The organism is Streptomyces sp. TAA040 (assembly GCF_000424845.1).
In genome coordinates this window covers 16,508-29,449 of the sequence record NZ_KE384254.1, presented here as the reverse complement: position 1 = coordinate 29,449, position 12,942 = coordinate 16,508, and the positions used below count along the sequence as shown (strand labels likewise).

The following is a 12,942-nucleotide window of genomic DNA, read 5'->3' as shown; positions in this document are numbered from 1 at the left end:
TCGTTTCTTCTTCTCGGTTCACGGTGCGGGCCGTGCGGGTGCGCCGGGGTTCCGGGGACGGTCCCGGGGGCCCGCGCCCGGGGCGCCGGACGGTGTCCCTGCGGGGGCGTCCGCGGATCGCGGCGCCTGCCCGGGGACGCCCCCGCAGGACTGCGCCGGACCGGTGCGGGCCGAGGGCCGCTCCTCCGGCTGCGTGCGCCGCCAGGGCCGCAGCAGCTGGCCGGCCCTGGCCACCGCACGGCCGAGCGAGACCGCCGCCATCCCGAGGAACGGCACGGGATCGTCGGAGGCGAACCACGCGCGTTCCCGGGATGCTTGGGGCCGGGGGCCCGCCGCGGACCGCCGGCTGCGCCGCCGCCCGCCGTCGGCGGGGACCGCCGCACCGGGCGGCGGGGCCGGTTCCGTCTTCCGGCGAAGGACTCCGGCCAGTCCGGCCAGGAGCGCGTAGTTCTCCACTCGCAGTTCCCGGCCCGGGACGTCCGGCTGGTGGGGTACCGGACGACCCGTCAGGTCGAGGTGCAGGGCCCGCACCACGTCGAGGCCGGCGGCGCCGGTGAACAGCCGGAACTGCGCGCCGGGGCGGGGGTTGAAGTCGAGCAGGTGGTAGCGGCCCGTGGTCGGCTCGAAGCGGAAGTCCAGATCCACGATCCCGCGGTAGCCAAGCGCTTCCGCGAGCCGGTGGGCCAGCCGGGAGACCTCGGCGTTGGGCTGCCAGCTGCCGACGGCGGTCAGCCCGGCGCCCGGGGGCCAGGAACGTTCCTTGCGTCCGGTCGCCCCGAGCAGGCAGCTTCCGTCACTGCCGAAGCAGCCGTGGAAGAACCAGTCGGCCCCGGGGGCACCGGGCAGCAGCCGCTGGAGCAGCAGGCCGCTGCCCGAATCCCGACCGCGGGCGAACAACCGCCCCGCCTCCTCAGCCCGGTGCAGCACACTGGTGCTCCGCAGGCCGCTGCCCTGGGGCAGCAACCAGGGGCGGCTCCACTTGGCGATCACCGGCAGACCGAGCGCACGGCAGGCCTCGGCCGCGGCCCCCGGGCTGTCCGGCAACCGGCTGTCCGGATGCGGTACGCCGATCTCCGCGCAGAGCGAGGCGAGTTCGGACTTGTCCGCGACCCGCTCCGCGAGCCCGACGGGCTGACGGGGCAGCAGATAGCGGTCACCGAGTTGCCCGGCCAGCCGGCCGGCGGCGATCGCGCCGAGATCGTCCAGTGGCAGCAGGACGGCCGGCCGCCCGATGACGTCGGCGATCTGACGCAGGGTCCGTAGCAGCGGTGCGCCGGCCCCCCGGGTGGCGGGTTGCGGGTGCGCGCGGTGCAGGTACCGGGATCGGCAGACCGGACCGCCGGCGGCCTCGACCATCGCGTGCACCTCGATTCCCGCTCGTCCGAGCGATCTGACGGCACCAAGAGTCCCGTGGTGCAGGGGATTCCGATCCAGCCGGAACACGAGCACGGGCACCCCGGTGTCGAACGACGGAACACCTGCCCGGTCTTCGGCCAACTGGGCCGACCGGGCGACTGATTTCGCGAATGGACCATCAATATGCATTCGGGCAGCCCATTAAGGAGATCTCCTGATTACTGTCAAGTGGTGAACGCACCGATCCAGGAGCGTCCCGGAAGGAGTCACCATGTCCCACCGCAATCGCTGGCTGGCGGGAACCTGTGTCGGAGCGGTCACGGCCGGCGTGCTCGTCGCCAGCGTCGCAACGCCCGATCAGGACGACGGCCGCGACCGCTCCGACGGCCGCAACGCAGCGGCCGCTCCCTCCCCTCCTCCGCGGCTCCCGGACCCGCCGGCCGCTCCCGACCGGGCCGAGCCGCCGGAGAAGCCCGGGCAGCCGAAGCCGCCGGCCACCGGAGCATTCCTCGACTCCGGGCCGGAGGGAGTGCGGCGGATCAACGAACTGGAAGCCTGGCTGGGCGGCAGCACCCAGCGCGTGGGGCACACCTACCTCCCTGGTGACCTGTGGTCGAACATCGAGGGCAGGCCCTCGTTCCTCCAACCCTGGGCGAAGTGGAAGCGCGCGTCGGACGACCGGATGTTCGTGCTCAACGTGCCGATGCTGGAGCGCAACGAGGAGGGCGTGCCGGACACCGAGGTGCGGCAGCTGCTGCGGGCGGGGGCGGAGGGGCGCTTCGACCGGCACTTCCGCATCCTGGCCGAGCGGATGGTGCGCATGGGCATCCCCGACACGATCGTGGTACTGGGCTGGGAGATGAACGGCACCACCTACACACACCGCTGCGGGCCCGACCCCGAGGCGTGGAAGACCTACTGGAACCGCATCGTCACCACCATGCGCGCGGTTCCGGGCCAGGAATTCCAGTTCGATTTCGCACCCAACCGCGGTGAGGACGCGATCGGCTGGACGAAGTGCTACCCCGGTGACGACGTGGTGGACATCATCGGAATGGACTCGTACGACCAGCCGCCCGGAAGTTCTTTCGACGACCAGATCACGCAGCCGTACGGACTCCAGCACCAGGTGGATTTCGCCGAGGCGCGCAACAAGCCCATTTCCTACCCGGAATGGGGCCTCTTCCGCAACGGGGACAACGCCGAGTACATGCGGCGCATGCTGGAGTGGATGGACGAGCACAAGCCGCTCTACCAGACCATTACCGACTACTGCCCGCACGGGGTGTGGCAGTGCGAGGAGAACCCGAAGTCCTCCGCGGTCTTCCGCAAGGCGATGTCGCAGCGGCCGGAGGCCACCCCGACGCCGACACCGAGCGAGCCCGGCTCCACACCCGCACCGAGTGAGACCGCGCCCCCCGGTTCCCCCTCGTGCACGCCGCTCGACCTGGGCGACTGGGTGGAGCGCTGGCTCGGCGGCCGACAGCTGTGCATGCGGCTGGACTGGTACCGGGACGGGGCGTCCCGGTAGCGGAACGCCCCGCTCGGTCGGACGGCGCGCGGAACAGGTCACTTCCGTGCGCCGTCCGACCGCAGGCTGTTCAGCCGGGACCGCCAGCGCAGCACGTACGGCATCCGGGTCCGGACCGCCGCCGCGGCCCGGGCCCGGGCGGACTGCCGCGCTGCGTGCAGCCGCAGCAGCGGCTCCAGCGACCGGCCGGCGAGCAGGAACCGCTGGTTGACGAGGGTCTCCGGCCGCCAGTGCTGCTTGTACGGCTCGGTGCCGCGCAGCATGCTGAGCACGCTGCAGCCGGTCTCGGTAACCTGGCGGGCGTCGTGCCGCAGCAGCATGGTGGTGATGTCCACCTTTCGCGCGCGCAGTTCGGGATGGGCGCCGTAGAGGTAGCCGCCGGCCAGGTCCGCCGACATCAGCGTCACGTCGGTGGCCATCACCTCTCCGTCGAGCCGGTACTCGGTGACCACCGCGTCCCCGGTGCCCACCATCTGGCGGGTGGCCCGGACCAGGTGCTCGGCGAACCGCGGGCGCAGGTGTTCCGGCGTGACGCCGCGCCCTCGCCACTGCAACCCGTGCAGCCGGAGCATGGTCGCCACCGCGCCGGGAACCTCCTCCGCCGGCACCACGCGTTCCTCGACGCCCAGTGCCTCCAGCTTGCGCACCTTCGCCCGGAACCGCCGCGCGTGCCGGGTCGGCAGCCGTTCGAGCAGTTCGGGCAGTGGCGCGGCGGGCAGTTCCAGGCAGACCGAGTCGTCCAGCCGGCGGCGCGCCCCCGGCCAGTTTCGGTAGAGCTGCTCGGCCGCGCCACCCGGCCGGACCTCGCGGAGGTCGACGACCGCTCCGCGGGCGGCGCGCAGCAGGCCGTCGGTGAGCGCGCCGCGCGCGCCGGCGCACGAGTCGTCCAGCAGCACGTCGGAGAAGTCCGAGATCTCGCCGCCGAGCGGGACCAGCAGCGGAAGCGGCCGGTGGACGAGCATCAGCGGGGCCGCGGCGACGAGCCGGTCGCACTGCTTCACCAGGACCAGCCGGAGCCGTCCGCGCCGGCCGTAGGACATCCACCAGGAGTAGAGCCAGGGGTGGCTCTGGAACGGGGTCGCGCCGCGGCTGCGCCGGTAGAGGTCGTGCCAGGCCGGGCCGAGGGCCGCGAAGGCGGCCGGGGCGCGGCACAGGGAGATCGTCAGGTCGGGGGCCGTGGTCATCGTCTTCATCGCACCGTCTCCTTCGTGGCGTGCCCCTTGGCTCCGGCGGACGCGCCGGCCTGCGCGCGTTCCTGCCGGGTGATGCTGCTCCGGGCGGCGGGTCCGGACGTCACGTGCGCCCCCGCCGGAGCGGTGCCCGAGCCCGGGGCGGCCTCCTCGGCGGCGCCTTGTTCGTCCGATCGGCCGGGGCGCGGCCGCACGAGGACCAGCAGGCCGCCGAGCAGGCCGCCGGCGCATCCGCCGACGCCCACGGAGAGCGGGGGGGACGGCGAGGCCGGCGCGGGCGGTGCGAGCGCCTCGGCGAAGAGCACCAGGCGGACTCCGGTGCTCTTCGCCGAGGCGTTGCCGGACTCGGTGAGGGCCTCGGCCACCGCGTTGGCAAGTTCGGCCGACCGGGCCGCTCCGGTCGCGGTCGCGGTGATCTCGATCATCGGCGCGTCCGGCGAGGTGGCGGACTCGACGCGCTTGCGCAGGGTGCTCAGAGGCGCGCCGGCGTCCGCGCGGGCCTCGCGCAGCACTCCCCCGCTGGTGGCCACCCGGCCGTAGGCCTGCGCGAAGCCGAGTGCGGTGGACGGGTCGGTGCCCCCGTCCGGCACGACGACCACGTACCCGGTGGCCGAGTACTGCTCGGTGGCGAGCAGACCGTGCGCCGCACCGCCCACCACCCCCAGGACGGTGCACAGTGCCGCGGGCCACCAGCGGGGCAACCGGGCGTGGCGCGCCCGCAGCACGGACCGGAGCAGGACGTGCAGGCTGCGACGCACTCCGGAGCGGAGGCCGGACGGGTCGGTGGGCCCGGTGGGCCCGGTGGGCCGCGGGTCGGGCGTCGGGGCGGGCTCAGCCGGCAATGTCTCGCTCATGGGAGGGCTCATCTCGGTGGGATCGACGGTTCGGGAGGGCGACGCGCCGGTAGACGCCCATCAGGCGTTCGGCGCTGCGGGCGATGTCGTAGCGGTCGACTGCCGCCGGGACCGGCAGTCGGGCGGCGCCCGCCTGCCGGAGGCGGACCAGCTCGGCGGTGAGTTCCGCCGGGTCGTCCGCCACCCGGCGCGCGCCGGGGGCGTCCGCGGCGGGGAGTTCCTCGACCGCAGGGCAGGCGGTGTGCCGGACGGGCAGACCGGCGGCCAGCGCTTCCAGCACGGCGAGCCCGAAGGCCTCCTCGGCCGAGGGGGAGACGAACACGTCCATCGCCGAGAGGAGCGCCGGCAGCGGCAGCGCCTCCTGCCCGACGCCGGCGTCGGGCCCGTCCGCGGTGCCCCGCTCCCCGCACAGCAGCACCCGGTCGGTGACGCCGAGCACAGCGGCGAGCCGCTCCAGCGCGGGGCGCTCCGGCCCGTCACCCACGAGCAGCAGCCACGTCCCCGGCGCCGCCGCGACCGCGCGCAGCAGCAGGTCGAAGCGCTTGCCGGGGACGAGCCGGCCGACTCCGCCGACCACGAAGGCGCCGGACGGGAGTCCCGCCGCGGAGCGGGCGTCGACGCGGGCCCGCGGGTCGTAGCGGAAACGACTCGCCTCGATGCCGTTGGGGATCGTCTCGATGCGCGGACCGGGCACGCCCCAGTCCCGCAGCCGTCCGGCGACCGTCTCCGAGACGGCGACCGTGGTGCTGCCCAGCCGTTCGCTGGCCAGGTAGAGCCCGCGCGCCGAGCGGGTCAGCGGCCGGCCCTCGATCTGCGCGTCGCCCAGCGAGTGCTCGGTGGCGACGACGGCCCGCACGCCCGCGGCCCGGGCGGCGAGCCGGCCGTAGACACAGGCCCGGTAGAGGTGGGTGTGCACCAGGTCGTAGCGGCCGCGCCGGATGAGGGAGACCAGCCGCGGCAGTGCGCCCAGGTCGCGGTTCCCGGCCATCCCGAGATGGACCACGGTGCGGCCGTCGGCCTCGATGCCGTCGGCCACCGGACCCGGGTTGGTCAGGGTCACCACGTCGCAGTCGGCGGGCAGCCGGCGCAGCAGCATGCGGAGCTGGAGCTCCGCGCCGCCGACGCCGAGGCCGGTGATGACGTGCAGCGCTCTCATCGGCCGCTCCCGGTAGCGTGCTCCTCTGCCGGGAGCGGGCTGCGGCGCAGCGGGTGCAGCGCGCGCTTGAGGCGCATCCGCAGCGCGGTGTCCCGGTCGCCCACGTGGGCCCGGGGCAGGGCGTGGCGGCCGGTGAGCGGACCGGGGTCGATGGCGCAGGCATAGTCGTAGCCCGCGTCCCGCACGGCGGCCGCGACCCGGGCATTCACCGCGCCGTAGGCATAGCAGTACCCCGCGGGCGCGGTCCCGGTGATCTCCTCCAGCACCTCGCGGCTGCGGACGGTCTCCTGCCGCAGGACGGTGTCGTCCGCCTCCGGCAGGTTCTCGTGGCGCATCCCGTGCGAGCCGACCTCCATGCCGGCCGCGGCGACGGTGCGGATGCCGTCCGCGGTGAGCAGGGGCTTGCGCGGCCCCTCCGGGTCCCAGGCATTGTCGCCGCCGAGCCGTCCGGGCAGGACGAAGACGGTGGCGGTGAAGCCGTGCCGCCGCAGCAGCGGCACGGCGTGGTCGAGGAAGTCGGCGTACCCGTCGTCGAAGGTGAGGCCGACGAGTCCGGCGTCACGGCCGGCCTCCCTGGCCGCCAGGAGTTCGGCGATGCCGACTCCGGTCAGGCCGCGGCGGGCGAGCCAGCCCAACTGGCGCCCGAGGTTCTCCGGGGTGACCGTCACCCGGTAGGGGTCTGCGGTGTACTCGGTGACCGAGTGGTACATCAGCAGCCACGGCGGAGCGTGGCGCCGCCCGGAGGAGGGCTGCGGGACGGTGGTTGCGGGAGCCTGGTCAGCGGTCATGGCGGATCTTCCCTTGGACGGCGGTGAGTCTTCCCTTGACGGCGTCGAGCAGTTGCGGCACCTCCGGTGCCCGGACGAGCAGGGCGGCCAGGAGGAAGACGGCGGGCACCAGCAGGCCGCCGACCGCGGCGGCGAGCAGGGCGTGCGGGATCAGCGGGGCGACGGCCCAGCCGGCGGCCGTGGCGGCCGCAGCCGCCACCGCCAGCCGGCCGAGGTCCCGTGCGACCCGGGCCACGTCGATGCCGATGACGCGGCTGCCGAGGCCGTGCAGGAGCAGCAGCGCGGCGGCGCTGATGCCGACGGCATTCGCGGCGGCGATGCCGTGCACCCCCCAGTGCGGTGCGCTCAGGGCGCCGGCGACCACGGTGATCAGCAGTCCGACGGCCATCGCGCCGGCCGGGTACCAGGTGGGGCGGGCGGCCGAGAAGAACGGCCGGACCAGCGCCCCGACCAGGCTGTGCCCGAGCAGGCCGAGCGCGTACACCCGCATCACCGAGGCGGTCGTCGCGGTGTCCTGCTGCTCGAACGCCCCTCGCTGGAAGAGGAGTTCGATGATCTGGGGTGCGTAGGCGGCGACGTACGCACCGCCGACCAGGACGACGAGCGCCGCCAGCGTGAGGTCCCGCTCCACCCGGCGGCGGGCCCGGTCCGCCTCGCCGTCGGCGATCGCCCGGGCGACGACCGGGAAGGTGACGGTGCAGATCATCAGCGACAGGATCATCGGCATCTGGGCGACCTTCTGCGCGTAGTTGAGATGCGAGATGGCGCCCGAGGGGAGGGTGGAACCCAGGAACCGCTCGGCCAGGACCTGGGACTGGCGGCTCAGCGCGAAGAGCACGACCGGGGCGAGCAGTCCGAAGCTGAGCAGGGCGGCCCTGCCCTCGGCCGGCGGCAGGGCCGCCGTCTCCGCCCGGAGGGCGGGGCCGGGCTCCCGACGCGCGACGCGTACCGGCATTCTGCGCAGGAACGCGGGCAGTTGCACGAGCACCATCAGCATGCCGCCGACCGCGACCCCGGCCGCTGCGGCGCGCACCCCCCACAGCGCGTGCAGACCGACCATCGTGGCGATGATGCCGATGTTGTAGGCCGCGTAGATCGCCGCCGGCGGGACGAAACTGCGGTGCGCACGCAGTGCGGCGCTGAAGTACCCGGCGACCCCGAAGGTGAGCACGGTCAGCGCGGTCAGCCGGGTGCAGTCCACCGCCAGGCCGGGGTCAGCGAGGCCGGGGGCGAGGGCCCCGACCAGCAGCGGTGCCGCCGCCGCGAGCAGACCGGCCGCCAGTACGAGGACCGCCAGCAGCCGGGGCAGGGTCCCTGCGAGCAGGTCGCGGACCGGGTCGCGTCCTGCCCGGCTCCGGCGCAGCGCAGCCCGGCGGGAGAGGGCGAGACTGAAGGCGGGGACCAGGACGAGCGCCATCGCGTCCTCGATGAGCAGGGTGGAGGCGACCTCCGGCAGCGTCCAGGCGACGAGGAAGGCGTCGGTCTCGCTGCCGGCGCCGAAGAGGTGGGCAATGGTCTGGTCCCGGACCAGACCGAGCAGCGCGCCGGCCGCCGTCAGCAGTGCGGTGAACGCCGCCGCCCTGGCGAGGAACCGTCCGAGCGGCGAGGGCGGCGGTTCCGCCGCCCCGCCGGGCTCCTCGCCGGCGGGGCGCCCTCGGGGCGGGGGCGGGGACGGCGGAGCCCCCGGCGGCGGGGCTCCCGGGACGCCTTCCCGTGGCGGGCCCGCAGTGGTCGTGTCTCTCATCGGACGCCCCCCGGCGACTCGGTCCGTGGCTGTGCTTCGGCGCCCTGCCGCGGATGCGGCGGGCGCGGTTGCCCGGCGGGCCGCGACCGTGGGTCAAGCGCCCACCGGACGGCCAGTCCGAGCATCACGGCGGTGAGCACCGTGGACGGTCCGCCGATGTCGGCGTAGGTGAAGTCGACCAGCTGCCAGACCAGCAGGCCGACGGCCGCCGCCCCGCAGTCGACCGGCCGGCCGGCGACGCGGTCGCGACGCAGCCGGCGGACGCCGAGGGCAAGCAGCGCCAGCCACCCCCCGGCCAACGCGGTCACCCCGACCAGCCCCTGCTCGCTCAACACCAGCAGGTACATGTTGTGCGGGGAGAGCAGGGGTTCGCGTGTGAACTCCCGGCCCGCTCCGGCCGTGTCGCTGCCGGAGGACAGGGCCACCGAGGCGTTGCCGTCGCGGTGGGCCGGAAAGCCCTTGAGACCGACGCCGGTCACCGGGTCGGAGCGCCAGATGCGGGTGGCCGCCTCCCACATGGTGTACCGGTCGGTGACGGACTGGTCGGGCGCCGCGGTGACCCGGGTGATGCTGCCGAGGCGTTCGCCGACGAGTTCACCCCCCACGCCGGCGCCGCCGACCAGCACCACCGCGGCCGCCGCCAGGACGGCCAGCGTGCGCAGGGCGAGCCGGAGCCCGGCCAGCAGGAGCACCGCGGCGACGGCCGCAGCGGTGGCGATCCACGCGCCCCGGCTGAAGGAGACCGCGAGCGGCACCAACAGGGCGGCGGCGCAGCCGAGTGCGGCCGGCCGGGTCCAGCGCGGAGCGCCGACGGGCGGGCGCAGTCCGACCGCGAGGGCGATCACCAGCGCGTAGGAGACCACCGTGGACATGCCCATGATGTCCAGCGGGCCGAAGGTGCCGACCGCTCTGATGTCCTGGCCCTGGTATGAGGCGCCGGTGCCGGTGAGGTACTGCTGGACCCCGATCGCCCCCTGGACCACCCCGATGAGCAGCACCGTGCCGAGGACGACCCGGAAGTCCGCGCGGTCGCGCAGCAGCAGGGCGACCGCGGCGGGGACGAGGACGAAGACCTGCACGTAGCGGACGAAGCCCGGGAGGCTCCCCGCGGGGTCGAAGGAGGTGGCCGTGGCGAGCGCGAAGGCGAGCGCGGGCGCGGCCAGCAGTAGCGCCGCCGTCCGGCTGAGGGGTCTGGCACCGCTACGGAGCAGCCGCACGGCGCAGAACAGCACGAGCACGCCGGAGGCGGCGTCGGCCGGCGAGGCGCGCGCGCCGTCGCCGCCGTCGCCGGTGGGGGCGCACAGCAGCAGGACCACGGCCGCGGTCGGCAGCACCGGAGCGAAGCGGCGGAGCAGCGCGGCCGCCCGGGACCGGTGGTGAGGCGGACGGCGGGGCATACGGGGAGCCGGGATCGCGCCGCCTTCGGGCGCCCGGACCGGCGGAGTGCCGGTGGGCGGAGTGCCGGTGGGCGGAGTGCCGTGCGCCGGCGCGGGTCCGCTCCCGCGTGACCGGGCCTCCCCGGGGCCGGGCATGTCAGCTCCCCCCGAGCCGGAAGACCGAGCCGGCGGTCCGCAGCAGGATCCGGACGTCCTGCCACACCGACCAGCTGTCGATGTAGTGGTTGTCGAAGCGGGCGCGGTCCTCGATGGAGGTGTCCCCGCGCAGTCCGTTGACCTGGGCGAGCCCGGTGATGCCGACGGGCATCCGGTGGCGGTGCGCGTAGCCCTCATGGCTCTGGCTGAACTGGTTGACGAAGTAAGGGCGTTCGGGACGCGGGCCGACGAGGCTCATGTCCCCGCGGAGCACGTTCCACAACTGCGGCAGCTCGTCGAGCGAGGTGCGGCGCAGGAACCGGCCCGCCGCACTCATCCGGCGGTCGTGCGCGACGTTCCACAGCGTCGCCGACTCGTACGCGTCGACCGGGCGCAGGGTGCGGAACTTGAGCAGCACGAAGGGGCGTCCGTCCCGGCCGATCCGCTCCTGGCGGAAGAGCACGCCCGGCCCGTCGGCGCAGCGCACGGCGAGGGCGCAGCCCAGCAGCAGCGGCGCCAGCAGCAGCAGTCCGGTGCCGGCGCCGACCAGGTCGAGCAGCCGTTTGGCCGGGTGGCCGCGCCCCTGCCGGGGCGGCTCCACCCGGCGGCAGCCGAAGCCCCACAGGTCACCGGCGGGCACACCCGGCCCGGTGGCGAAGGCGCCCGGTTCGGTGCCGAGCTGCCAGACCGTGCAGCCCTGCGCGGTGAGCAGGGACACCAACTCGGCTGAGCGCGGGTCGTGTTCGGTAAAGGAGGTGAACACCGCGTCCTGGACGGCGTTCTGGATGACCGCCCGGGTGATGTCCTCGGAGGAGGTGAGCCGGGGCAACGGCGGTTCGTCGGGCTGGGTCTCCTGGCCCGGACCGCACGGCACCAGACCGATAGGCCGCAGACCGTACTCGGGGTGGTCGTAGAGGGTCCTGGCCACCTTCTGCGGCGCCGGTCCCGAGCCGACGACGAGGGTGGAGCGGGGGCGCCGGCGGGCCGCCGCGCGTCCCGCGGTGTGCACCGCGCCGCGCGCCAGGGAGGCCGTCGCCGTGTGCAGGAGGACGAGGGCGGCGAGCGCCGCCCATCCGAGTGCCTCCCGCGGCAGGACGGCCGCGAGCACCGCGGCGGCGGTGCACCAGGCGAGGGCGGCGCTGCCGAGCAGGCCGGGCAGGTCGGTGAAGGCTGAGGCGGACATCACCGGCCGGTAGCGTCCGGCGTGGGCGTTCAGCAGCAGCGCCAGCAGCAGCCCGGGGACGAGCAGCAGCAGTGTCGCCGCGGTGTCGGTCAGCACGCCGACCGCCGCGGCCGAACCGGCCGCGGCCAGGCAGTCGGCCGTCAGCAGCAGCCCGCCGACCGGGGCGGGGCCGGGCGCGGGCCGACCCGCCGGGGCCGTTGGGCGGTCGGCGGATCTCGGCGGTGGGAAGGCGGGTGCCGCCGGTTCGGTGGTGCCCGCACGGGCCAGTACGCGGCCTCGGTCGGGCGCTCCTGCGCTCTCCGTCGTCATTGCCTGATGCGCTCCCTGCACTCGGGGTGCGGCAGGCCGAGCAGTTCGCGGTAGAGATCCGAAACCGCTGCCGCCGTGCGCCGCACGTCGTATGTCGTCCGAACGTGGTGCCGGGCACGGTCGCCCAGCGTGTCGCGGAGTTCTGCGTCGAGCAGCAGGCCGGTCAACGCCCGTGCGAGTGTGTGCGGGTCCTCCGGCGGTACCAGGCAGTGCCGCTCCTCCTGCGGGGGCAGGGACTCCCGGGCGCCGCCGACGTCGGTCAGAAGCACCGGGCAGCCACCGGCCATCGCCTCCAGCGGAGCCAGGGCCATGCCCTCCCACCGCGAGGGCTGCACCGCGAGGTCAGCGGCCCGGTACCAGGGGACGGGGTCGTCGGCGGCGCCGGCGAAGACAACGCCGGGGGGCGCCGAGCGGTGCAGCGCCGCTGCGTCCGGTCCGTCGCCGACGAGGGCGAGCCGGGCTCCGGGGACCTCCGCCACCACCCGCTGCCAGGCCTCCATCAGCAGGTCCTGGCCCTTCTGCCGGCACAGCCTGCCCACGCAGACGACGAGCGGTTCCCCGGCCGGGAGGCCCCACCGCTCGGCGAGGCGGGCGCGCGCCCGGGCCCGGTCGCCGGGTCCGTCGGCCGCGAACCGCCGGAGGTCCACGCCGTTGCGGACGACGGCCCAGTCGGCCCTGACGCCCGCCTCCGCGCCGAGGCGGCGCTCGTCCTCGCTCACGCACAGCAGCCGGGAGGTCCATCGGGTGGCGAACCGCTCCCACTCCAGGGCCAGTCGGGCCGTGCGTCCTTCCACGGCGTGGAAGGACCAGGCGTGCGGCTGGTGGACGGTGGGGAGTGCGCCGCGTACCGCCAGCCGTCCGGCGAGTCCGGCCTTGGCGCTGTGGGTGTGGACGAGGTCCGGCCGGACGCGTCGGACCAGCGCCGCCGCGGACCGCGTCTCGGCCGGCAGCGCCCGGCCCGGTTGCCGTCCCGCCTGCCAGCGGAGCACGGTGGCACCGGCGGAAGCCGCGGCGTCCGCCAGCGTGCCGTTCTCGGGGCATGCGACGGCCACCCGCACTCCGGCGTGCGCCTGGGCGCGAGCGAGATCGGCGACCACCCGTGCGACACCGCCCTCGACGGGCTGCGCGAGGTGCAGCACCGTGAGCACATCGTCGGATCGTGTGTGCGGTGACACGTGCCGTTCTCTCCCCTCGTACGTGGTGCGGGTTTCCTGTCGGACGACCCCGGCCGAACGGCGCCGGAGGCTGCCGAAATTCGGGCCCTGTTCGCGTCGGACGCGAGGTGCGCGCGTCGGCATC

The 12,942-nt window shown here is 75.0% G+C and carries 10 protein-coding genes; 1 reads left to right on the top strand and 9 read right to left on the bottom strand.

Going from position 1 to position 12,942, the window contains the following annotated elements; genetic code table 11:
- Window positions 1-18: 18 nt before the first annotated feature.
- On the bottom strand, window positions 19-1,356 hold the full coding sequence (locus tag H300_RS28635; protein ID WP_199779242.1) for an ATP-grasp domain-containing protein: 1,338 nt from the start codon (window positions 1,354-1,356) through the stop codon (window positions 19-21).
- 271 nt (window positions 1,357-1,627) lie between these two features.
- On the opposite strand from H300_RS28635, the gene H300_RS0121870 reads away from it, so the two are divergent.
- Window positions 1,628-2,887: a glycosyl hydrolase gene (locus tag H300_RS0121870; protein ID WP_028429078.1), complete on the top strand. Its 1,260-nt coding sequence runs from the start codon at window positions 1,628-1,630 to the stop codon at window positions 2,885-2,887.
- A gap of 38 nt (window positions 2,888-2,925) precedes the next feature.
- Here H300_RS0121870 and H300_RS0121865 read toward each other — a convergent pair whose 3' ends face one another.
- The 8 genes from H300_RS0121865 to H300_RS0121830 form a co-directional block, all read right to left on the bottom strand.
- Window positions 2,926-4,080 (bottom strand): GNAT family N-acetyltransferase, encoded by a 1,155-nt coding sequence (locus H300_RS0121865; RefSeq protein ID WP_486584004.1) that lies wholly within the window; start codon window positions 4,078-4,080, stop codon window positions 2,926-2,928.
- Entirely contained in the window at window positions 4,077-4,931 is an 855-nt protein-coding gene (locus H300_RS28630) for a lipopolysaccharide biosynthesis protein (protein WP_199779241.1), read from the bottom strand. Before H300_RS28630 ends, H300_RS0121865 begins: the two co-directional genes overlap by 4 nt.
- Window positions 4,909-6,087 (bottom strand): glycosyltransferase, encoded by a 1,179-nt coding sequence (locus H300_RS0121855; protein ID WP_028429076.1) that lies wholly within the window; start codon window positions 6,085-6,087, stop codon window positions 4,909-4,911. The genes H300_RS28630 and H300_RS0121855 overlap by 23 nt, the downstream gene beginning before the upstream one ends.
- Window positions 6,084-6,875 carry a polysaccharide deacetylase family protein gene (locus H300_RS28625; protein WP_486584003.1) on the bottom strand — a complete coding sequence of 264 codons (792 nt, stop codon included), beginning with the start codon at window positions 6,873-6,875 and terminating at the stop codon, window positions 6,084-6,086. Before H300_RS28625 ends, H300_RS0121855 begins: the two co-directional genes overlap by 4 nt.
- Window positions 6,865-8,619 carry a lipid II flippase MurJ gene (gene murJ, locus H300_RS0121845; RefSeq protein ID WP_028429075.1) on the bottom strand — a complete coding sequence of 585 codons (1,755 nt, stop codon included), beginning with the start codon at window positions 8,617-8,619 and terminating at the stop codon, window positions 6,865-6,867. Before murJ ends, H300_RS28625 begins: the two co-directional genes overlap by 11 nt.
- Window positions 8,616-10,016 carry an O-antigen ligase family protein gene (locus H300_RS28620; RefSeq protein WP_078516249.1) on the bottom strand — a complete coding sequence of 467 codons (1,401 nt, stop codon included), beginning with the start codon at window positions 10,014-10,016 and terminating at the stop codon, window positions 8,616-8,618. Before H300_RS28620 ends, murJ begins: the two co-directional genes overlap by 4 nt.
- A gap of 136 nt (window positions 10,017-10,152) precedes the next feature.
- A complete protein-coding gene (locus H300_RS0121835; protein ID WP_028429074.1) occupies window positions 10,153-11,643 on the bottom strand; it encodes an exopolysaccharide biosynthesis polyprenyl glycosylphosphotransferase in 1,491 nt (496 codons plus the stop codon).
- Window positions 11,640-12,818 carry a glycosyltransferase family 4 protein gene (locus H300_RS0121830; protein WP_037981543.1) on the bottom strand — a complete coding sequence of 393 codons (1,179 nt, stop codon included), beginning with the start codon at window positions 12,816-12,818 and terminating at the stop codon, window positions 11,640-11,642. The genes H300_RS0121835 and H300_RS0121830 overlap by 4 nt, the downstream gene beginning before the upstream one ends.
- Between the last annotated feature and the right edge of the window lie 124 nt (window positions 12,819-12,942).

Bases quoted from the DNA above. Each gene is read 5' to 3' on its own strand.
- murJ (WP_028429075.1), bottom strand. From the start codon at position 8,619: ATGAGAGACACGACCACTGCGGGCCCGCCACGGGAAGGCGTCCCGGGA.
- H300_RS0121865 (WP_486584004.1), bottom strand. From the start codon at position 4,080: ATGAAGACGATGACCACGGCCCCCGACCTGACGATCTCCCTGTGCCGC.
- H300_RS28625 (WP_486584003.1), bottom strand. From the start codon at position 6,875: ATGACCGCTGACCAGGCTCCCGCAACCACCGTCCCGCAGCCCTCCTCC.
- H300_RS28635 (WP_199779242.1), bottom strand. From the start codon at position 1,356: ATGGTCGAGGCCGCCGGCGGTCCGGTCTGCCGATCCCGGTACCTGCAC.
- H300_RS0121855 (WP_028429076.1), bottom strand. From the start codon at position 6,087: ATGAGAGCGCTGCACGTCATCACCGGCCTCGGCGTCGGCGGCGCGGAG.
- H300_RS0121870 (WP_028429078.1), top strand. From the start codon at position 1,628: ATGTCCCACCGCAATCGCTGGCTGGCGGGAACCTGTGTCGGAGCGGTC.
- H300_RS28620 (WP_078516249.1), bottom strand. From the start codon at position 10,016: ATGCCCCGCCGTCCGCCTCACCACCGGTCCCGGGCGGCCGCGCTGCTC.
- H300_RS0121835 (WP_028429074.1), bottom strand. From the start codon at position 11,643: ATGACGACGGAGAGCGCAGGAGCGCCCGACCGAGGCCGCGTACTGGCC.
- H300_RS28630 (WP_199779241.1), bottom strand. From the start codon at position 4,931: ATGAGCGAGACATTGCCGGCTGAGCCCGCCCCGACGCCCGACCCGCGG.